Source organism: Streptomyces sp. V4I8 (assembly GCF_041261225.1).
Taxonomy (GTDB): domain Bacteria; phylum Actinomycetota; class Actinomycetes; order Streptomycetales; family Streptomycetaceae; genus Streptomyces.
Genome location: NZ_JBGCCN010000001.1, coordinates 5,476,087 through 5,495,086, shown reverse-complemented (window position 1 = coordinate 5,495,086; position 19,000 = coordinate 5,476,087). Strand labels below are relative to the sequence as shown.

The 19,000-nt window shown below is 70.3% G+C and carries 22 protein-coding genes and 1 pseudogene; all 23 read left to right on the top strand.

Going from position 1 to position 19,000, the window contains the following annotated elements; translation table 11 throughout:
* Nucleotides 1-210 precede the first annotated feature (210 nt).
* The 23 genes and pseudogenes from ABIE67_RS24940 to ABIE67_RS24830 all read left to right on the top strand — a co-directional run bounded on the left by ABIE67_RS24940 (nucleotide 211) and on the right by ABIE67_RS24830 (nucleotide 18,999).
* Nucleotides 211-678: a DUF5990 family protein gene (locus ABIE67_RS24940; protein ID WP_370261299.1), complete on the top strand. Its 468-nt coding sequence runs from the start codon at nucleotides 211-213 to the stop codon at nucleotides 676-678.
* A 439-nt stretch (nucleotides 679-1,117) separates the two neighbouring features.
* On the top strand, nucleotides 1,118-1,321 hold the full coding sequence (locus tag ABIE67_RS24935; protein ID WP_315886733.1) for a cold-shock protein: 204 nt from the start codon (nucleotides 1,118-1,120) through the stop codon (nucleotides 1,319-1,321).
* 241 nt (nucleotides 1,322-1,562) lie between these two features.
* Complete coding sequence (locus tag ABIE67_RS24930; protein ID WP_370261292.1) at nucleotides 1,563-3,056, top strand: DEAD/DEAH box helicase; 1,494 nt, start codon at nucleotides 1,563-1,565, stop codon at nucleotides 3,054-3,056.
* A 77-nt stretch (nucleotides 3,057-3,133) separates the two neighbouring features.
* Nucleotides 3,134-3,436 carry a hypothetical protein gene (locus ABIE67_RS24925; protein ID WP_370261288.1) on the top strand — a complete coding sequence of 101 codons (303 nt, stop codon included), beginning with the start codon at nucleotides 3,134-3,136 and terminating at the stop codon, nucleotides 3,434-3,436.
* A 47-nt stretch (nucleotides 3,437-3,483) separates the two neighbouring features.
* Nucleotides 3,484-3,795, top strand: a complete 312-nt coding sequence (locus tag ABIE67_RS24920) for an SCO5918 family protein (RefSeq protein ID WP_370261284.1) — start codon at nucleotides 3,484-3,486, stop codon at nucleotides 3,793-3,795.
* Between the two features lie 691 nt (nucleotides 3,796-4,486).
* Nucleotides 4,487-4,840 carry a MerR family transcriptional regulator gene (locus tag ABIE67_RS24915; protein ID WP_370261280.1) on the top strand — a complete coding sequence of 118 codons (354 nt, stop codon included), beginning with the start codon at nucleotides 4,487-4,489 and terminating at the stop codon, nucleotides 4,838-4,840.
* 131 nt (nucleotides 4,841-4,971) lie between these two features.
* Nucleotides 4,972-5,157 (top strand): DUF5994 family protein, encoded by a 186-nt coding sequence (locus tag ABIE67_RS24910; RefSeq protein ID WP_370261275.1) that lies wholly within the window; start codon nucleotides 4,972-4,974, stop codon nucleotides 5,155-5,157.
* A gap of 224 nt (nucleotides 5,158-5,381) precedes the next feature.
* Nucleotides 5,382-5,654, top strand: coding sequence for a hypothetical protein (locus tag ABIE67_RS24905; RefSeq protein WP_370261271.1), 273 nt, complete (start codon nucleotides 5,382-5,384; stop codon nucleotides 5,652-5,654).
* Between the two features lie 76 nt (nucleotides 5,655-5,730).
* Nucleotides 5,731-5,989, top strand: a pseudogene (locus ABIE67_RS24900) (hypothetical protein).
* Nucleotides 5,990-6,191: 202 nt separating this feature from the next.
* A complete protein-coding gene (locus tag ABIE67_RS24895; protein WP_370261267.1) occupies nucleotides 6,192-7,931 on the top strand; it encodes a SpoIIE family protein phosphatase in 1,740 nt (579 codons plus the stop codon).
* Between the two features lie 419 nt (nucleotides 7,932-8,350).
* On the top strand, nucleotides 8,351-8,704 hold the full coding sequence (locus ABIE67_RS24890) for a hypothetical protein (RefSeq protein ID WP_370261262.1): 354 nt from the start codon (nucleotides 8,351-8,353) through the stop codon (nucleotides 8,702-8,704).
* A gap of 513 nt (nucleotides 8,705-9,217) precedes the next feature.
* Nucleotides 9,218-9,796, top strand: a complete 579-nt coding sequence (locus ABIE67_RS24885) for a DUF5994 family protein (protein WP_370261258.1) — start codon at nucleotides 9,218-9,220, stop codon at nucleotides 9,794-9,796.
* 333 nt (nucleotides 9,797-10,129) lie between these two features.
* Nucleotides 10,130-10,543 carry a DUF5994 family protein gene (locus tag ABIE67_RS24880; protein WP_370261254.1) on the top strand — a complete coding sequence of 138 codons (414 nt, stop codon included), beginning with the start codon at nucleotides 10,130-10,132 and terminating at the stop codon, nucleotides 10,541-10,543.
* A gap of 113 nt (nucleotides 10,544-10,656) precedes the next feature.
* Entirely contained in the window at nucleotides 10,657-11,148 is a 492-nt protein-coding gene (locus tag ABIE67_RS24875; RefSeq protein WP_370261250.1) for a DUF5994 family protein, read from the top strand.
* Nucleotides 11,149-11,450: 302 nt separating this feature from the next.
* Nucleotides 11,451-12,200: a methyltransferase domain-containing protein gene (locus ABIE67_RS24870; protein WP_370261247.1), complete on the top strand. Its 750-nt coding sequence runs from the start codon at nucleotides 11,451-11,453 to the stop codon at nucleotides 12,198-12,200.
* Nucleotides 12,201-12,333: 133 nt separating this feature from the next.
* On the top strand, nucleotides 12,334-12,615 hold the full coding sequence (locus ABIE67_RS24865; protein ID WP_370268884.1) for a hypothetical protein: 282 nt from the start codon (nucleotides 12,334-12,336) through the stop codon (nucleotides 12,613-12,615).
* Nucleotides 12,516-12,839, top strand: coding sequence for a hypothetical protein (locus ABIE67_RS24860; RefSeq protein ID WP_370261242.1), 324 nt, complete (start codon nucleotides 12,516-12,518; stop codon nucleotides 12,837-12,839). The genes ABIE67_RS24865 and ABIE67_RS24860 overlap by 100 nt, the downstream gene beginning before the upstream one ends.
* Before the next feature lie 192 nt (nucleotides 12,840-13,031).
* Nucleotides 13,032-13,670, top strand: coding sequence for a MerR family transcriptional regulator (locus tag ABIE67_RS24855; RefSeq protein WP_370261237.1), 639 nt, complete (start codon nucleotides 13,032-13,034; stop codon nucleotides 13,668-13,670).
* Nucleotides 13,671-13,934: 264 nt separating this feature from the next.
* Nucleotides 13,935-14,816, top strand: coding sequence for a phytoene desaturase family protein (locus ABIE67_RS24850; protein WP_370261233.1), 882 nt, complete (start codon nucleotides 13,935-13,937; stop codon nucleotides 14,814-14,816).
* 69 nt (nucleotides 14,817-14,885) lie between these two features.
* Nucleotides 14,886-15,386: a TetR/AcrR family transcriptional regulator gene (locus ABIE67_RS24845; protein ID WP_370261228.1), complete on the top strand. Its 501-nt coding sequence runs from the start codon at nucleotides 14,886-14,888 to the stop codon at nucleotides 15,384-15,386.
* Nucleotides 15,387-15,516: 130 nt separating this feature from the next.
* Nucleotides 15,517-16,752 (top strand): hypothetical protein, encoded by a 1,236-nt coding sequence (locus ABIE67_RS24840; protein ID WP_370261224.1) that lies wholly within the window; start codon nucleotides 15,517-15,519, stop codon nucleotides 16,750-16,752.
* Nucleotides 16,753-16,795: 43 nt separating this feature from the next.
* Entirely contained in the window at nucleotides 16,796-18,067 is a 1,272-nt protein-coding gene (locus ABIE67_RS24835) for a toll/interleukin-1 receptor domain-containing protein (RefSeq protein ID WP_370261219.1), read from the top strand.
* Between the two features lie 8 nt (nucleotides 18,068-18,075).
* On the top strand, nucleotides 18,076-18,999 hold the full coding sequence (locus tag ABIE67_RS24830) for an AAA family ATPase (RefSeq protein ID WP_370261214.1): 924 nt from the start codon (nucleotides 18,076-18,078) through the stop codon (nucleotides 18,997-18,999).
* Nucleotide 19,000: the final 1 nt, after the last annotated feature.

Here is a 19,000-nt window from a genome sequence, read left to right as displayed (position 1 = left end):
TCCCTCTTGACGCCACTCCTGCGGAGACTGTCACTGGCAGTGCCACCTTCGGCGTCGGCCGTACTGGTGAGCCCGTCGACGTCCGGCATCCGGATGTCCGGCAGCACGCCGGCCGACGCATCGAGGTTCACCGCTGCCAGAGCCCACCCGGGTCGAGGTCGGCTGACCTCCGCGCGAACGACGGCGGGACGACGGCGGGATGATGGCCCTATGCGCATACGCATCGACGCCGTCGACCTGCCCGGCCTCACCCACCCCGCCCCCGCTGACGGCAAAGTGCCCGCCTACGGCAACATCCACGTCGCCGTCCAACGCCGCGACCGTCCGGCCGAACTCCTCGAGCCACAGCCCGGCGACGCACCGTCGGCGACCTGGACCCTGGAGTGCACCACGAGCTCCTCGCCGGCCGGCACCGAGGTCAAAGGGCCCTATGTGCAGGACCGTCTGGGCCGACGGTTCATCTACCTGTCGTGGGGCACGGTCGACGAGTCGGGCACCTTCACGATGTTCCGCCGCGCCAAGCTCATGCTCGACGTCATCCCCGCCGACCTACTCGCCGCCGCCGCACGCGACGGGCTGCTGGTCGGACGCCTGGGCCTGACCGACGCGCAGGGCGGGCCCCTGTGCGCACGCGTCGAGCCCCCGCACATCACCTGGACCGCCGCACCTGTCGGCTAGGAGCGCTTGCAGACCGTCCCTCGCCGGCCTGGCATTCTCGCGGTGTCGTGCCCTTCCGGCCGATGTGACCTTCATCGCGGTAGGGGGGTCTCGGCGGAGTGCCCGTCGTCCCATCCGCCAAGGACGATGGCTGCGGCGCACGGCTCATCGAGGGAGGTCATGGCGCTGCGGCCGGAAGCGTTCGGCAGGAACACTGCACCCGCGCGGATCAATATCTGTATCCGTGAAGTGAGAAATAGGTGCGGCACACAGCGAGTATTCCTCGATCGCCGAGCCGAGCGGAATTGTTTCCCATGCAGGGCCGGTCGCGTCATGCTAATGTCGATCCCAGTTGCAGGTGTGGTTGCCAGAAGGTTCATTTTCCGACGGGTAAATCAGCACGGCGACGCGGAATCCGCACAGGGCGAATTCCGAACATCGTCTCCGAAGGAGAAATGAAATGACTACTGGCACCGTGAAGTGGTTCAACGCGGAAAAGGGCTTCGGCTTCATCGAGCAGGACGGCGGCGGCGCCGACGTCTTCGCCCACTACTCGAACATCGCCGCCCAGGGCTTCCGTGAGCTGCAGGAAGGCCAGAAGGTGTCGTTCGACATCGCGCAGGGCCAGAAGGGCCCGACGGCCGAGAACATCGTTCCTGCCTGACACCGGCAGCAACGCATACTTCGCAGCTGGGGCCCGCACCTTGGGGTGCGGGCCCCAGCTCGCTGCATTTCAGGGCGTATGACGGGAAGACCTCACCGCATCACCGAACGGTGACATTCCCCGTCGATCCGAATCGGCGCCCATTACCTCCGGCCCGTTCTCGCGATTCTCTGCGCCGTTCATTTTGCTGCGGAAATTCCTTGCTACGTGCCCACGTGCTCACATCGAGGAAAGGTTCCGCTTGAACCGCGCACGCACGACCCGCACAACCCGCACCTTCGACCGCTCCCCGGGGTCTGCCGCCCAGCGCTCGGGAGCGCCGCGGCGTTCCAACGGCTACGAACGTCGACCGGCCGCACGCCAGGGCGAGTTCGCGCTACCGAAGACGATCACGCCCGCACTGCCCGCCGTCGAGTCGTTCGCCGACCTCGCCCTGCCGGCGCCGTTGCTGGCTGCGCTCAAACAGCAAGGCGTGAGCGTACCGTTCCCCATCCAGGGAGCGACCCTGCCGAACTCCCTCGCCGGACGTGACGTGCTCGGCCGCGGCCGTACCGGCTCGGGCAAGACCCTCGCCTTCGGCCTGGCGGTGCTGGCTCGGACAGCGGGTCGGCGCGCCGAGCCGCGGCAGCCGCTGGCCCTGGTCCTCGTACCCACCCGCGAACTGGCCCAGCAGGTCACCGACGCGCTCACTCCGTACGCCCGCTCCGTGCGGCTGCGGGTGGCCACCGTGGTCGGCGGAATGTCGATCGGCAAACAGGCCGGTGCACTGCGCGCCGGCGCGGAGGTCGTCGTCGCGACGCCGGGGCGGCTCAAGGACCTCATCGGCCGTGGCGACTGCCGGCTGGACGACGTCGCCATCACCGTCCTCGACGAGGCCGACCAGATGGCCGACATGGGCTTCATGCCGCAGGTCACCGCGCTGCTCGACCAGGTGCGCGCCGCAGGGCAGCGGATGCTCTTCTCGGCCACCCTGGACCGCAACGTCGACCTGCTCGTCCGGCGCTATCTGGCGGACCCGGTGGTCCACTCCGTCGACCCGTCGGCGGGTGCGGTCACCACGATGGAGCACCATGTGCTCCACGTGCACGAAGCGGACAAGCACCGGACGACCACCGAGATCGCGGCGCGAGACGGCCGGGTGATCATGTTCCTGGACACCAAGCACGCCGTGGACCGGCTGACGAAGCACCTGCTGAACAGCGGCGTCCGCGCCGCGGCCCTGCACGGCGGCAAGTCCCAGCCGCAGCGCACGCGGACCCTCGCCCAGTTCAAGACCGGACATCTGACGGTACTGGTGGCGACCAACGTCGCGGCGCGCGGGATCCACGTCGACAACCTCGACCTGGTCGTCAACGTCGATCCGCCCACCGACCACAAGGATTACCTGCACCGCGGCGGCCGTACCGCCCGCGCAGGAGAGTCCGGCAGCGTCGTCACCCTGGTGACCCCCGACCAGCGCCGCAGCATGAACCGACTGATGGCGGCAGCCGGCGTCACCCCCCGGATCACCCCGGTACATTCGGGTGAGGCGGAACTGAGCCGCATCACCGGGGCCCAGGCCCCTTCCGGTGTTCCCGTCGTCATCACCGCGCCCGTCGCGGAACGCCCCCGCCGTGCCGTGTCTTCCGCGGTTCCCTCATCCCGAGGCCGCCGCGACCGCCCCGCCCAGGGGCGCGCCACCGGACGAGCGGGGCGGCGCAGGGCACAGCGGCCCGCCTTCGACCCGGCTGCCTAGAGACATCGATCAGAAACTCACCCATGTCCGAGGAGGCAGCTTTGACACCGGTTCAGACGCAGCGACAGGCGGTTCCCATGAGCACGGTCAATGACATGGACGCGGCCGGACCCCGGGTCCGGGACGACATGACCGTCGAGGTCGCCCTGGCCGTCATGGCCAGTGCCGGTGTCGAGTACCTCCTCCTGTGCGACGGGGACGACGAGTGCACGGGCTCGATCACCCGGGCAGAACTCGCCGTTCACCGCGGCAGTTCCGCGTACACGGACCGGATCCGGCTGCGGGAGGTCCTCAACGGACCGTTCGTCTCGCGCGCCGCTCGCCCCGGCGCCATCGGGGAGCACGGCCGGGCTCCGGCCCTCCTCGTCCTCTCCCGCTGATCCGCCCCGCCCCGATCAGTTCGTTCTCCTTCTCTCTGTGAGGGCTCATGCGCTGTGTCATCGCCCGGTACCCGTTCGACCTGACCAAGAGCGGAGTGCTGGCCTCGATGAAGGGCGTCACGCCCGAGATCGTCACGGGTGACTCCGTGACGATCGGCCGCCGCCGCTACCCCGTCAAGCAGGTGGGCCAGGTCATCACCCGTCAGGACCGCCGCGACTTCACCGGCGGCGAAGTCATCCGGGCCATGACCCGCCTCGGCTTCACCTGCCATGCCCGCCCCGACGCCGCGCCCGTGCGTGTCCCGACTCCGCTCCAGACCGCGTCGGCACTGCTCGGCGCCGCCTCCATGGACGTATGAGGCCGGGCGGCAAACCGCCATCAGGATCCCCGTGAGGGCCCTGCCGACATGTGTCGGCAGGGCCCTCACGGCCGTCTCGCCGTCCGTTCTCCGCGACCGGACCGCCGGCCACGACGGCCTGCGTCACCCGTTGTTGCAGGTCACAGGCTATCTGCTCCCCTAGAGAGCTGAAATCTACTCTTGCTGGAGTAGACATTGGGCTCTGGGACGGTTAGCCTTTTTCTCGTTGACACCGGTCAAGCGAAACCCGGCAGACACGAACTGGCGGGTTGCAGTACATGAAGTTCGCAGGTCAGTGCCGCTCTGGAGTCCCGAAGCCAAGGTGTTCGCAGAACGGTGACGGGGCTGAGGGCGGCACTGGGCGGCTCGCAGGTCGAGGGGCCGCCAACAGCACCACCGAGCAGTACCGCAGTGCCAGCTCACAGAGGTTGGTTCAGAGGAAGGACGGAGGAGCAGACGCCATCAGGATCGCCCGGCCCGAGAAGCACTCGGCCCGGGTACCGCTAGACCCCGGATTGGAAGGTGGTCCCCGGTCACGCAGCCGCGATCCCCGCACCCCCCTATTGCAGGGCCGGTAGCGGAAACAGAAGGTCGGCAACGCATTAGGGCCGACAGATGGTGTTGAATTTCCTTCGGGGCCCTGGTGCCGTACGGCACCAGGGCCCCTCGACGCGTTGCACAACGAGGTGACATGACAGCAGATACCCCTCTCAGTGGTCGTCTGGATGACGACGACTACCCCGCATACACGATGGGGCGGGCCGCCGAGATGCTCGGCACCACCCCGGCTTTCCTCCGAGCCATCGGTGAGGCTCGTCTGATCACTCCACTGCGCTCGGAGGGCGGACACCGCCGGTACTCGCGCTACCAACTGCGGATCGCGGCACGCGCCCGCGAGCTCGTCGACAGGGGCACCCCGATCGAGGCTGCTTGCCGCATCGTCATCCTCGAGGACCAGCTCGAGGAAGCTCAGCGCATCAACGCCGAGTACCGCCGCCGTGCGGAACACGAAGCGCCCGACAGTTCCGTTCCCCGTTCCAGCTGAGCATGTGGCGCGGGCCGGTCGGCTCGAACACGCACGACGCCCGATCGGCCATGAGCGCCCGGCACTCGTCCACCTCTCGAACGTCCTGCCCATGGCGTGCCCTTGAGAGCGGATGATCACGGTCACCAGCGGTGCCCCCGGATCCGCCGTGGGGACGGATCACCCGTTTCGCGGTCAACCCCCGCCACTGGCCGATCCTCCCGCCCAGGATTTTCGCCAACGGCCATACGGTGAAGTCCGGTTGGTCGGCCTCTGAGCCTGATCCGCAGGGGTCGTTCTGCTGTCCCGCACCGCGGGCCGCTGGGACCTTCCGGTGATACCCCCGGAGACCGACGCCCCCTCGGCCGCCAGGCTTCTGGCCGCCGCGAGTGCGGACCGGTGTGCCAGAGTCCTGGTCGGAGGCAAGGGTGGTGAGCTGCTCGCGGGCAGGTCCTCGTGGCCCGGCCCGGAGTAGAGTGAAATCCGGGAGTCAGTCGGTGACCTGTGACCTGCTCCTTGCCTGGGGCGACGGGTTCGGAGCCCGGCACGAGTGGCGGCGACCATGGCGACACTGCACGAGCGGAAGACCTACCGCGAAGCGATCATGAAGACCCTGTACGAGGGTATGGAAGGCAGCGGCCTCCCTGACGTCTCCGGAGCCAGGCTGCGTGACGATCTGGCGATCCCCGAGCAGGATCTGGCCGCTGCCTGCACCTATCTGGTGGAGGAAGGGCTCGTCACGGTCCGCTGGGCCCACGGAGACACACCCGCGACGGTCATGCTGACGCATCAGGGAATACGGCTCATGGAGACCGAGGAAGAGGGCCGCGGCTGACCGGTGTGTACGCCAGGGCCGTTGCACCACCGGGGAACGCGCGGGCAGGAGCACGGCGTGATCCGTTTCAGCCGACATCCGCGAGTGGCGCGACCATGACGTGGTCGACCCGAAACAGCGCAGGATCGGCATGCTCGAAGCGGCCTACGTGCTCGAAGCGGCCTACGTGGACAGGGCCACCGACGAACCGGCCATGGCCACCAGCTACGGACCGCCCCCGTCGATCGGCACGGACGCCATGCCGCCCGGCCGAGCGGGAGGAAGAGATCTTCCAGCACTACGGCATGACGTACCGGCCGGCGGCGGACGACGAACGTCAGGTCGCCCGCCGCTGACCGTACGCACGCGGCACAGGAGGGGCGATCCGGTGTGATGGCGCGGTGTGATGGCGCTCTTCCTTCTGCCGGCCGTGCGTCTGGGTTCCTCTCAGGGGACCATCGGGTTACGGATATGTCGTTCATGTGATGCTGGAGCGCCCGCGGTCTTCGGTGGGAGGCCACCATGACCGGAAGGCGGCGTGCATGACTGGAGGGCGGCATGGTGGAGGATGCGGTGCCCGGTGCGGGAGGTGAGGGGCAGTCGTGGCCGGCGGCCGCGTCGGGTTTCTGGCGGCAGGTCGTCGAGCAGTTGAGTACGGCCGTGATGGTGGTGGATCCGGCCGGACGGATCCTCGCCGTCAATCAGGCCGCCGAACGGCTGCTGGGCCGAGCCACCCGTGCGATACGCGGGAAGGACGCGCACGAACTGCTGCACCGGGACAGGAACGGCGGCGCGCTCCTGCGGGAGCAGTGCCCGCTGCTCCGGGCGCTGGCCGAGGGGGCCGCCACGCGCGGGGAGGGCGACAGCTACGTGCGCGGTGACGGTCGCCTGGTCACGATCTCGTGGTCCGCTTCTCCCCTGACGGACGGCGACTCCTTCAAGGGCATGGCCGTGCTGTTCACCGAGATCACGGGCGACCGCAGTACCCGCCGGGAGCGTGCGGCCTACACGAGTGCTCTGGAGGACCTCAACGAGCGGCTGACGCTGGTCGCGGAGATCACCGACGTCCTGGGCCAGACCCTGGAGACCGACGATGCCCTCGCCCGGCTGGGTCACCTGCTGGTTCCTCGTCTCGCCGACTGGGCGGCGGTGGACCTCAGGACCGGTTCCGGGCAGGTCCACCGGGTGGCGGTGACCGGCCCCGCGGGCCGGGACGCCGGGCTGGAAGGCGGGCGCGAGCGCCTTCCCGAGACCGGGGAGGCAGACCGCTCACCTCTTGTCCGTGTGCTGCACGGAGGCGATCCCGTACTGCAGAACGGGAGAACCGAGGCGGAGACGGCCGCCCCACCCGGCTCTCCCGTGGCCGCCGTCCACAGCGACTTCCTGCGGACGGTGCACGCAACGTCCGCCATCACGGTGCCGCTGGGCGCCAAGCGGCAGATCACCGGCGCCCTGACTCTGGTGCGCACCGACCCGACACACCCCTTCGACGCCGCCGACCTGGAGGTGGTGAGCGACATCGGCCGCAGGGTCGGTCTGGTCATCGACAACGCACGGCGATTCGGCCGCCAGCGCGCCGTCGCCGAGGCCATGCAGCGCAACCTGCTGGCCCCCCTGCCCCAGCCCGGCCGCATGCGGCTGGCCGCCCGCTACCAGCCCGCCCCGGCCGGCTCCCAGGTGGGCGGTGACTGGTACGACGCGTTCGCACTGAAGGACGGCACGCTCGCCCTGGTCATCGGTGACGTCGTGGGCCACGACCTGACCGCGGCGGCCGGCATGGCCCAATTGCACGGCATCCTGCGCGCACTGGCCTGGGACCACACCGGACCGCCCGGCGCCGTCGTCGACCGCCTCGACGACGCCATGCCCGCCATCACCACCGTGCCCATGGCCACCCTCGTCCTCGCCCGGGTCGAGGGCCACCCGCACACCGGACCGTGGACCCTGCGGTGGACCAGCGCCGGACATCCGCCGCCCCTCCTCCTGACCCCCGGCGGACACGCGCGCTATCTCGAAGCCGGACAGGGACTGGTCCTCGGCGCCCCCCAGGGCACCGGCGCACGCCGGCCGAACGCCACACACCCCCTGCCGCCGGGTTCCACCCTGCTGCTCTACACCGACGGCCTGATCGAGATCCCGGGCAGCGACCTCGACACCGGCCTGGACCGGCTGCGCCGCCACGCCCTCGCGCTCGCCCACGCACCGCTGGACACGCTGTGCGACCAACTGCTCGCCCGTATGCCGCCCGGCAGCACCGACGACGTGGCTCTGCTCGCCGTGCGTCTGCCGGCCCGGTGACCGAGCGCATTCACTCGCGGCCCGAACGGATGACGGGCGGTCGCGGGTGTCAGGCGGGAACGATGTTGTCGGCCTGCCGACCCTTCTGGCCCTTCTAGCCCTGTATGACGTCGAACGACACCTTCTGGCCTTCCTGCAGCCCGCCCCGGCGAGGCCCGGTCCGGCACGTCCGCAATCACTGCTGTGAGAGCCGACGGGCGAGGAACCCTCGGTGCCTCCGGCCTACGCCCGGGCGGGCAGGCACCGTCCGCTCCGCAGGGCACCGGCGTACGGTGGACGTACCCGGAGCAGGTCACGCCGGGCTCGCAGGTTTCCTCCCGTCGGTCCGCCCTTCGGACGGAGAACCGTGGGCGGCTCCCGCCGCCTTCCTCGCGACCACCGCTACGGCGCGGCCTCGCCGAGACCACGGAGGTGGCTCCATGCGCTCCATGCATCCCCGCATCCACGACGCCGAGAGCGCCCGGGACACACCCGAAGTACCGTCGGCCTCCGCGTACGCGGACGAAGACCCACCCGCGGGCGAGTTCGCCGAGGTCCGCATCATCGCGGCGAACCCCGACACCGCCCAGCGGGTGGCACAACTCCTTCGCCAGGGCTTCCGCTGCGACGAACCGCGCAGCTATCCCGCGGGCGCTGACGGACACGGCACCCTGCTCCACCTGACGGTCGACACCGCGCACCCCTCCGTCGCGCCGTCATCGGCACCGGCATCGTCCTGGCTGACCAGCAGTCGTTCCCAGGCGCAACGAGCCCACACGGACGAGCCGGGCTGACCCGGCGGCCTACGCGGTACGTCGTACGACTGCCATCGCCGTTCGGCCGAGGCATCGAACCCAACGGGCCCCCGGCAGGCGGGAGCCGGGTGCGGGATGTCACCGCGCGGGTCTCGTGACGAGGGGAGGTGAAGGTGACCGAAGCCGGCTGGGTGCCGGAGGGCGAGGAGAGCCAGGGCCAACTGCCTTGCGGGGGCGGCGAATCGGTCCTTGCCCGGTATGCCGGGGAGCAGGCGGCCCATGGGCTGCCGAACGGTGTACGTCCCGGCGGACTCCTGCGCACGGCCGGACGGCGTCAGCCCAGGCCCGCTTCCCCGGGGGTGGGAACCCCCGGAGGAAGGTCCGCTTTCCGCCATGCCACGGACGCGCGTCCGTGGACCGGTCCGGGAACGGCAGGGCGGGGTAGCGTGGCGGACACCGGGAGTTCCCCGTACGCCCGCGACCCGTTGGCGTCGTTCCTGGCGCACCACGGCACCGGTCCGTCGCACGGCGGCCCGGGGACAGGACCGCGACATGGCATCGCGCGCCGGTGAACCTGCGGCCCCCGAGCACGAGCACTCCTCCCCGCCCTTGCCCGCCCGGCTCGCCCTGCGCCCGCCGACCTTTCCGCCCGGCCCCGTGTGCGGTGCCTGGTGGCCCCGTTCCCGCGACATGATGACCGAACTGCCCATACTCACCGACGCGTTCGACGCGTGGCGGGGGAAGTTGCCCAGTTTCGCCGTGCGCCGCGGCACCTGGCCGGAGGCGCCGTGCGACCTGCCTGCCGCCGGTCACACGGTGAAGGCCGCGTGGTTCGCGTCCGGGTACGACCCGTACACGATCCGGCTCTACTCCTACGGCGTCGGCCGCTGGGATTTGCTGGTTGTCCCGCCCGGGACCGAGGCGGCGTCGGCCGCACGGCTGATGACGGCAGCGGCCGACCCCGCGCTCCACCTCACCGCGAGCACGCTCGTCGCGGCCGAAGAGCGTCGGCACGACCAGGACGGCGCCCGGTGGGAGCAGGAGCAGGTGGAGCAGTGGGAAGGCGAGGGCGGTGCACCGCAACGCCCCTCAGCCGGCCTTTCCTTCTTCCGCAACGGTTTCGGTCCATGACCCCTGTATCGCTCGGCGCCCCGTAGGGTGAAAGGGCCGAGGGCCCACCGCATACCGGTGACCGAACCGGTTTCGCTCCCGGCGCACGACGACACCGGGCAGCTCGACGCCGGGACAGGTGCCGCATCATGACAGCCTCCGCTGCCCGCCCTCGACGCCCTCGAGCCGGACGCGGCCTCATCTGACGCCTGCCACAGGTCGGCCACCGCGATCCACCTCCTCGAACACCTCAGCCGGGTGCAGGCCGTGGACCACGGCCCACCTCGGACCGCCGCACCGCCGGCCGCGACCGGCCCGGGACCGCCCGCGCAACAAGCCCGCCCAAGGAGTTCCATGATCACCACTGTCCCGCCCGTGCCGCCCGCCCATTCCCTCGTCCGGCTGCGCCTCGCGCCCCACAGCACCCTGCCCCGCCGCCTCGACGGTGCGTGGTGGCCCCGCTCCTACGATCTCCTGGCGGAGCTCCCCTCGTTGCTCGCCGCGCTGCCGCGCACCTGGGGGCACATCGCCAGTGCCACGGTGAACTCAGCGGCCTGGTCCGCGGCACCCGGCCGGATACTCGTCTGCAACCAGGTCGTGCGGCTGCGCAGAGCCGTCGCACCGCACGCGCCGAACACCGTCGTCCTGCTCGCCCCCGGCCACGGCCGCCGGGACCTGCTGGTCGTGCCGCCCGACACCACCGCGGAGGAGGCCGGGCCGGTCATGACCGCGGCGGTGGACGACCGCGCCCGCGACCGGCAGGAGTAGCTTGGACACGAGGAGAGCGAGGACACAGGACGCTCTCCTCGGGGCAGCCGCTCGGCCACCGCCGGGCACCGGCAAGCCGCCGGCCCGCCCACCCGGAAAGGCAGGTGAGGGCGATGCCGGACTCGGACTCCCCTACTCCACATCCCGAAGGGCTCCTGGCGGACGGCGTCCACGAGTCGGTGCGCCCCGGAACGGCTCTCCTGCGGCTCACCACCACCCACGACCGCCAGGGCATACTCGACGGTGCGTGGTGGCCCCGTTCGAGACACCTCGCCACCGAGCTGCCCGGCCTGATCAGCGCACTGACCCAGCGCCTCGGGCCGGTGACCCGGATCGGCCTGGACTCCGGGGCCTGGGACGAGATGCCGACGCGGATGACCGTCGACGACCGTGTCGTGCACATCGACGCCTTCTCCACGGGCGACGACACCGCGCTCGTGACCCGAGGAGACCAGGACTACTTCTCCCTGCTCGTGGTACCGCCGGACACGCCTCCCGAGGCGGCGCGGGCCGCGATGGCCGAAGCGGTCCGTGCCGACAACCCCAAGCAGGCCGTGCAGATCCTGATCGACACCACCGGTGCGTCCAGCAGCAGAAAGTTCTGAGAGAACCGCGCCCCAGACGTGTGCGCTCGGCCAGGCAGGGGACCTGGTGTGCAAGACCGGTTCAGCAACATTTCCCCTGGGGACTGACCCAGCCCAGGCTTCCCCGGTTCAGCCAACGTGCCGGGGGAGCCGCTCATCAGGCAACGCGAGGATGCCCTCCTCACACACCGCGAGGGCGACCTCGCGGAGCCTGATGTTGTTCGCGCGATGCTCTCATCGTCGACCGCCGTGAGGTGAGCTTCACGGACGGAAGCATCCCGCAGCCGCGGTCACGCAGGGCGGCCGGGTGATTCCACTGCCAGGTGCGCGGCACTCCGAGAACGACTCGAGTACGCCACCGCCGCCCCAGTCGACCCCGGACGCGCACGGCATGCCTCCCTCCGGCGAACGGCCGGGCGCGCGGGAGCCCGACGCGGGGCGAGCAGGAGGCCGAGCCCGTCGAGGTCGACGACAACTTCGGCTCCACCCTCTACGCCGCCGATGAGCGTGACACCCTGCCCGCCGCGGCCGTCGCCGCGTCCCTCGGCTGCGGCAACCCGACCGCCGTGGCGGAGCTGCGGGAGGGCGAGCGCGTACTCGACCTCGGCTCCGGCGGCGGCATCGACGTCGTCATCTCCAACTGCGTGGTCAACCTGTCCGTCGACAAGCCCGCCGTCTTCGCCGAGACCTTCCGTGTGCTGCGGCCCGGCGGCCGTATCGGCATCTCGGACGTGGTCGCCGAGGACGCTCTCGCGCCCGAGCAGCGGGCCGAGCGTGGCGACCACGTCGGCTGTATCGCCGGCGCGCTGTCCTTCGCCGAGTACCGGGAGGGCCTGGAATCCGCCGGTTTCGAGGACGTCGAGATCACCCCGACCCATGCGGTCGCCGACTCCATGCACTCCGCCATCGTCCGCGCGGTCAAGCCCCTCTCGGGTCCGCGCGGCGGCACATGGCGGACGGGCGCGGATGGTCCGGTGAGGTGGCGCTTCGGCGCCGGGACGGGAACCGTGTCGTGGTGCGGCTGCGGGGCATGCCGTTGGCGGACGGGGACGGCAAGCCGATCTGGCTTCTGACCGGGGCCGCGCCGACGAGCGCGGCCGGACGCGCCGTGCCGGGGGCGGCGGCCTTGTGGGACCTCACGCTCGCGCAGCTTCCCGTGTGGCGGTCTACGACCGCGAGGCCCGGCTGGTGGCCGCGAACGAGGTCATGACGCAGGTGATGGGCAGGCCCGTGGAGGAGATGCGGGGCCTGCCCCTGTGGGAGATCGAGCCCCGGTGGCCCTTCGACGAGTACGACCGTCTGCAGCGGCAGCTCCTGCGCACCGGGGAGACGGTGTTCACGAGGAGCACGGCCGGGCTCCCGGTGAGATCCGGGAGCATTCCCGGTCGATGTTCCTGTCGCCGCCGAAGGACGGGACGGGCACGGTTCAGGGGCTGTCCGCGACTGTCTTCGACACCACGGAGCAGTACTGGACCCGCCGCCGTCTGACGGTCCTCAGCGAGGCCGGCCTCCGCATCGGCAGCACCCTGGATGCCACCCGGACCGTCGAGGAACTCGCCGACGTGGCCGTGACCGGGTTCGCGGACTTCGTCACCGTGGACCTGCTGGACTCCGTGGCCCTGGGCGACGAGCCGGAACCGGTGCCGCCGGCCGATCCGGTCACCGTCCGCCGGGCGGCGCAGCGGGCCGCGGGTCCCTCCGATTCACCCTGACCCATCAACTCATCGGGACAGAAGAAATCCCGGCACCCTCCCTCTTTCTCTCATCTTCCTTCGCCCACCACTTCGCGAAACCGTGGGCGCATTACCTCCTTTGATACATCGGAGACACCTTGTGGACGGATTCGCCCAGTGTCTACAGTCCCGTCAGGGCCGAGCGCAGTCGCTGGCACACCACACCGGGCAATGGAGCCGGCCGATGGAGGACACGACGCGCGACTCACCGATCTGAGCCGCCTTGCAGACATTCCGCTGAAGACACTGCTCCTGTGTCAGAGCCTCGACCTGCTGCCCGCCGTACCGGAATACAGCGAGCGCCATGTACGCAGGGCGGTCCTGGTCAGGACGCTCATCGACGTCGGCGGCCTGTCGTACGCGGCTGCCCGCAATCTGGTGCGGCACATGGACGGGGCGCATCCCCCGGTGAACGAGCTGTTCGGCGCGATCCAACGGGCGTTACCGGTCGCAGGATCCGCGCCCCAGGACGATCAGGAGTGGTCACGCGCCCGGGAACAGGCCCCTGCCCTGGTCGAAGCCCGCCACTGGAAGGTGAGCAGTACCAATCCGGGATGGCAGCCCCTCACCCAAGCCCTGGTGGTCTACAACTGGCTGGGTCAGCAGGCGCCTCAGCGGCTCCTGGAGGCCTATGCGGAGGCGTTGGAGTCGGCCGTCCGGACGGAGGTGGGGCATATCTGCCGGCACGAGGATTCGGACAGTGCGGTATCGGAGCTGGTCGTCTGGACTGTTCTGGGCGATGTCGTCACGTCCGCCCTGCGGCATCTCCTCCATGAACACACCTTGGACTCGATCGCCGACCGGCCGTGAACTCGGAAACGACAGTCGGGAAAGCAACCGCTTTTCCCCCTATTCACGGGGTTGTGTTGCACAGGCGGTTCACAGCTGGGGCACGTCACGGGAGTCTCACTGAGTGAATGTTGCTTCACGCTGTGTCGACTGCCATGCATCCTGGCCATTGATCACCGAAGTACATCCATCCTGCCTGTGGGTGGCGGATGTGGCGCAGGGGGCGCGACCTTGGTGACGACTGGGGGGAAGAGAGCGTGTCGCGTTCGGGGGAACAGCGCTGCTGTGGTCGAAGGCGGTGACATCCGGGGCGTGCGGTTCGCGGACGGCACCAGCGAGACCGCCCGGACCGTGGTCTCCAACGCCGACTACCGGCGCACCATGCTCGACCTGGTGGGCGAGGAGCACCTCCCCCGTCGCCTCGCCGCGAAGACCCGGGACGCCCGGATGGCACTGCCCTGGACGACCGTGTACGTGGCGCTGGACAAGGACATCGAGCAGCAGGCGAACCTGTGGTGGTACCGCGGTGAGGACATCGAGCGGTACTACGACGGCCTCCAGGACGGTGGCATGGACAGCACCGACTTCCTCTTCGCCTCCTTCGCCTCCGGCAAGGACCCCGCGACCCGGCGGATCTGCCCGCCCGGCCACTCCAACTTCCAGTTGATGACGCTCTGCCCGCCGGGCTTCGAGAGATGGGGAGTCGAGACCGGACCGGCGGACGGCGGCCGTTACCGCCATGACCCGGCCTACCAGAAGATGAAGGCCGCTCTGACCGAAAGCGTGCTGGACACCGCCGAAGACGTCCTCGGCCCGTTCCGCGGCCGCATCACCCACGTGGAGACCGCGACACCGCTCACCCATGAGCGCTACACGCTGTCCAGCGGCGGCACCCCCTTCGGCATGTCCAAGTGGGGGACCAACGGCGCCCGCCCCGACACCACGACCCTCATCGACGGCCTGTACATCGCCGGAGCCAGCACCCGCTACGGCAACGGCATCACCGGCTCCGCGGTCAGCGGCATCGCGTGCGCCGGCCAGATACTCGGCCGCCGGCTGATGCACGAGGTGCACTCGGGTGCGGTCCTGGCAGACGCGGCACTGCTGCCGGCCCGCGACGGGGCCTGGGATCCGCTGGCGGTGTCGCGCGGGCGGACGTCCGACTGAACCTCCGGGGCCGCGCATGCCTGCCGTCCGCCCGCGTCCGACGTACCGAGCGAACCAGGAGGTCCCCGCATGAGGGCGAGTGCGCAGGAACGGCGGGACAGTGTCGTCCGCGCCGCGGTGACCGAGTTCGTCAAGGGCGGTCTGCACGGCACGCCCACCGCGGCGATCGCCCTGCGGGTCGGGGTGTCCCAGCCCTATCTGTTCCGGCTCTTCCCCGGCAAGCGCGCGCTCTTCACGGCCGCGACGATCCGGTCGTTCGAGTGCTCGGCGGCCGTCTACGCCCACGCGGCGCGTGACCTCCGGGGGGCCGCCGCCCTGGAGGCCATGACCCGCTCCCGCGACGTCCTCCTCGGTGAGAACGGTGTCCTGCTGATGCGGTTGCAAGCCGTGACAGCGGCCGCCTCGGGGGCCGATCCCGCCCTCGCCTCGGTCGTCCGCGGTCGCTGGTCGAGGCTCTGGGACCTCGTCCAGGAACGGTCCGGGGCCCCGTCGTCCGCGCTCAGCGCGTTTTTCGCTGACGAGGCGCTGGTGACGGTGAGGGAGAGTTTGGCGGCGCGGGACGCAGGATGAGCGGCGACCCACATGCTGTTCCTCGCCCCACGCGCTGCCCCGTGATCAGACCGGGTCTTTGGGGGTTCCGGGGTCCGGACTCGGCGGTCTTCGGTAGCCTCGCCCTTCGCGCCGTGCAGGTAGGGGGAGCATGCGGACTGCCAGACGGATTCAGGTTGTTGTCGGTGGCTCCGCCGTTCTGGCGGCCTGGACGGCGGCAGCGCTGCTGACCCGGGTGCCGGTGCTGGTCGTCGCGCTGCCGGTGGTCGGAGCGCTCTGGCTCCTGGTTCTCCTGGACAGCGGATACCTGCTCGTCCGGGAGTGGGCGCACCGGCGGCGCCGTCGGGCCAGCCGGCCGCAGCGCACGGCATGGGCCCCCGCACCCGCCGTACGCAGGCCGATCGACTACCCGAACGTCGTGCCGCGCCCGGCGGGTGACAGCGCGGTGGACCACCAGGGGCGGTTCCGGGCGACCGGCATCCGGCTCGCCGTCCTGCCCGCGCTGGCCGTGGTGTTCCTGACCGTCCAGACCGTGTTCCTCGACCACAACAGCCACCTGGGACTGGGATTCGTCCTCGCCGAGTGCCTTCTTCTCGTCTCCATGGTCTGGACGGTCTGGACCGAGCAGGAACCTTCCCGTCCCTGGGTGACCAGCCGGGTCAGGGCCGAGCTCTTCCGCCGTGAGATGTTCCTCGTCCTCGCGGGCGTCGGGCCCTATCTGGGCCGGACCGACGAGGAGGCAGGGCGGATCCGCGACGCGCGGCTGAGCCTGCTCGCCGGTGCCGGCCCGGCCGAGCTCGACGGATTCGCCCGCCTGGCCGACCGGGACACGGACGGCTCGGAGAGCCACTGGCAGGACGAGGTCTGGCGGCGGCCGGGTGAGGCCGGCACCGACACCGCCGACCGGATGAGCACCTACCTCGACCACCGGATCAGGCGCCAGGGACTGTTCTTCGAGCTGGCCGCCGAGAAGTGCGGGCGTACGGAGAGCGTCCTCGGCAGAGTCGCCAAGGGCGCGGTCCTGGCAGCCGTCGCCATCGCTCTCTCGTACGCCGCGCTCCTCGTGTCCGGCCCGGAGGGGGACGAGCCCACGGTGGCCGCCTCGGTCATCGCCCTGCTCGCCGCGGGCCTCCCGCCCGTGTGCAACACCGTGCTGGCCGTGCAGAACCTGCTCGCCGCACAGCGGTTGGCCGCCTCCTACCGGGAGACCCGCCAGGAACTGCTGGGGCACGAGAACACGCTCCGCAAGCTGCTCGTCGGGCCCGTCGGCCCGGAAGTCGCCGTCTCCTTCCGCGCCTTGGCCGTCCGGGTCGAGTCGACGCTCACGGAGGAGGTCCGCAGATGGCGGATCATCGTCGCCAAGCCCGAGTTCGACGCGGGTTTGTGAGACTTTCCTCCATGGCGGCTGATGATGGATCACAATCGGCGTCGTGGGGGACGTGTTCATCAGTCACAGCGCTCGGGGCGACGCGTTCGCCATGGCTGTCCTGCAGAGGATCGAGAAGCGCCTCAAGCGGCGGAACCACCACCCGCTGGTGGACCAGTCGGACATCCCGCCCGGCGACGAGTGGCGCCCCAAGATCGTCCACTGGCTCGCGCGCTGCGACGCGGCGGTCGTTCTGCTCAACGAGAAGGCGCTGGAGTCCACCTGGGTACGGCGCGAGGTCAACATCCTCTTGTGGCGCAGGGCGCTCGGCGCACCTCTGCTGGTGGTGCCCGTCCTGCTGGACGGGCTCACCACCGCGGCCGTCAAGATCGCCGGGCTGGAGGAGCTCAGGCCGATCCAGTTCGCGCGGACCGAGCGCGGCGAACAGCCGGATGTCAAGAGCCTCTCCGACCAGGTGCTGGAGCGGTTCGCCGAGCTTCCCGAGGCGGCCACGGGCGACGACCCGATGAGTACCTGGCTCAGACGGCTCGGCCTCTATCTCTCCGAGGTCCAGCGGCGGTCCGGTCTGCTGGTCGACGCCGCGAGAGCGCTCGAGTCCGAGAACGAGTACCTGGCCGATGTCACCGCTCAGCACGGCGGCTGTCTGTTCCTGGCCCAGCAGTTCCTGGTGGCGCCTCCCGAGCGGATGGAGGCGGCTCTCGACGCCCTCGCCCCGTCACTGCCGGACGACACCCTCCGCCGGCTGGCCGCGGCGCTGACGCCCACCTGGGTCGACGAGGAGGCCGCCCGCGGTGTGCTCCCCGGACCGGACAGACGCCCCCGCCGGATGACAGTCCTGCTCAACGCCCGGGCGACCGGCACGGCCGAACAGTACATACGCCGGGCGACCTGCGCGGCCACCCAGGGCTTCGAGGTGAGGTCGGTCGGGAGTCTGCCCATGGGCGAGGACCGGGTCGGGGAACGGTTCCGTATGTGGGAGAACGCGGTGTGGCGGGAGTTCTTCGAAGCCGACGACGAGGACGACCGGGTGCTGCCCCATGATGTCGATACGCGGACCCACTACCTCGTCATCAACGAACTCTGCCCGCCCGACGAGGAGTTCGCGCAGGCCGTCAGGTTGCTGCACGGATCCTTCTCCTGGCTGATCGTCCTGGTGACGACCGGCACGCCGGAGCCGGACCTCCAGGTCCGGGCCGCCTTCGAGAACGCGGTGCTGCTGCGGCCCCTGCTCACCCAGCAGGACGAGCAGACGGCGAAGCTCCGCAACAAGCGCCTCTGCAAACTGCATGAACAACTGGCAGGTACGTACTCATAGGAGTCCCCGTGACCGATCTCGTCTCGTACGGTCCCGACTCCAGGGACGGCCGGGTCTACGACATGCCGGAGGGCCTCCAGCTGGCCATCGACGTGGCGCTGGCCACCGACCGGCCCCTGCTGCTGAGCGGGGACCCTGGATCCGGCAAGTCGTCCCTGGCCCCGTTCTACGCTCGTGACACCGGCATGCGGTACTACGAGCACGTGGTCACGTCCCGCACCCAGGCAACCGACCTGCTGTGGACGTTCGACAGCGTGCGCAGGCTGGCGGACGCACAGGCGCACCGCGGCATGCTGAACGACGGCGACTACATCGAGCCCGGTGTCCTGTGGTGGTCGCTCGCCCCCGAGTCGGCCCACACCCGGGGTGGCCTCCTCAAGCCGCGCCACCGGCACGACCCGCTCGACCGGTTCTACCGGCAGCATCTGACGAAGGGCGCCGTCGTCCTCATCGACGAGATCGACAAGGCCGACCCGGACGTGCCCAACAGCCTGCTGGTACCGCTGGGTTCACAGGAGTTCACCGTCGCCGAGACCGGGACTCCCGTCCGCCGCGAGGCCGCCGTCGGCACGCCGCTGATCATCATCACCACCAACGGGGAGCGCGAACTCCCGCAGGCGTTCCTGCGGCGCTGTGTCACCTTCACCCTGCCCCACCCGACCCGCGAGAGCCTGATGAGGATCGCGGAGCTGCATCTGCGGGAAGAGGGGGCGGCCCTGGACCCGCCGACACTGAACCTCGCCGGTGCGCTCGCCGACGAGCTCATGAAGGTACGGACGGACAAAGGGGTCCGGCGCGAGCGGCTGCCGAGCACCGCCGAGTACCTGGACGCGCTGCGCGCCTGCCGCACACTGAACCTCAGTCCGGTCCATCCGCAATGGCCCCTCATTCGCAGCCTGACACTGACCAAGTCCCCGCAGCGGGAGCCGTGAC

What these genes read in the sequence shown, in the direction of transcription:
- ABIE67_RS24935 (WP_315886733.1), top strand. Translation starts at nt 1,118, where the DNA reads ATGACTACTGGCACCGTGAAGTGGTTCAACGCGGAAAAGGGCTTCGGC.
- ABIE67_RS24865 (WP_370268884.1), top strand. Translation starts at nt 12,334, where the DNA reads ATGACGCAGGTGATGGGCAGGCCCGTGGAGGAGATGCGGGGCCTGCCC.
- ABIE67_RS24875 (WP_370261250.1), top strand. Translation starts at nt 10,657, where the DNA reads ATGCCGGACTCGGACTCCCCTACTCCACATCCCGAAGGGCTCCTGGCG.
- ABIE67_RS24885 (WP_370261258.1), top strand. Translation starts at nt 9,218, where the DNA reads ATGGCATCGCGCGCCGGTGAACCTGCGGCCCCCGAGCACGAGCACTCC.
- ABIE67_RS24845 (WP_370261228.1), top strand. Translation starts at nt 14,886, where the DNA reads ATGAGGGCGAGTGCGCAGGAACGGCGGGACAGTGTCGTCCGCGCCGCG.
- ABIE67_RS24840 (WP_370261224.1), top strand. Translation starts at nt 15,517, where the DNA reads ATGCGGACTGCCAGACGGATTCAGGTTGTTGTCGGTGGCTCCGCCGTT.
- ABIE67_RS24895 (WP_370261267.1), top strand. Translation starts at nt 6,192, where the DNA reads ATGGTGGAGGATGCGGTGCCCGGTGCGGGAGGTGAGGGGCAGTCGTGG.
- ABIE67_RS24925 (WP_370261288.1), top strand. Translation starts at nt 3,134, where the DNA reads ATGAGCACGGTCAATGACATGGACGCGGCCGGACCCCGGGTCCGGGAC.
- ABIE67_RS24880 (WP_370261254.1), top strand. Translation starts at nt 10,130, where the DNA reads ATGATCACCACTGTCCCGCCCGTGCCGCCCGCCCATTCCCTCGTCCGG.
- ABIE67_RS24915 (WP_370261280.1), top strand. Translation starts at nt 4,487, where the DNA reads ATGACAGCAGATACCCCTCTCAGTGGTCGTCTGGATGACGACGACTAC.
- ABIE67_RS24920 (WP_370261284.1), top strand. Translation starts at nt 3,484, where the DNA reads ATGCGCTGTGTCATCGCCCGGTACCCGTTCGACCTGACCAAGAGCGGA.
- ABIE67_RS24860 (WP_370261242.1), top strand. Translation starts at nt 12,516, where the DNA reads ATGTTCCTGTCGCCGCCGAAGGACGGGACGGGCACGGTTCAGGGGCTG.
- ABIE67_RS24855 (WP_370261237.1), top strand. Translation starts at nt 13,032, where the DNA reads ATGGAGCCGGCCGATGGAGGACACGACGCGCGACTCACCGATCTGAGC.
- ABIE67_RS24905 (WP_370261271.1), top strand. Translation starts at nt 5,382, where the DNA reads ATGGCGACACTGCACGAGCGGAAGACCTACCGCGAAGCGATCATGAAG.
- ABIE67_RS24940 (WP_370261299.1), top strand. Translation starts at nt 211, where the DNA reads ATGCGCATACGCATCGACGCCGTCGACCTGCCCGGCCTCACCCACCCC.
- ABIE67_RS24890 (WP_370261262.1), top strand. Translation starts at nt 8,351, where the DNA reads ATGCGCTCCATGCATCCCCGCATCCACGACGCCGAGAGCGCCCGGGAC.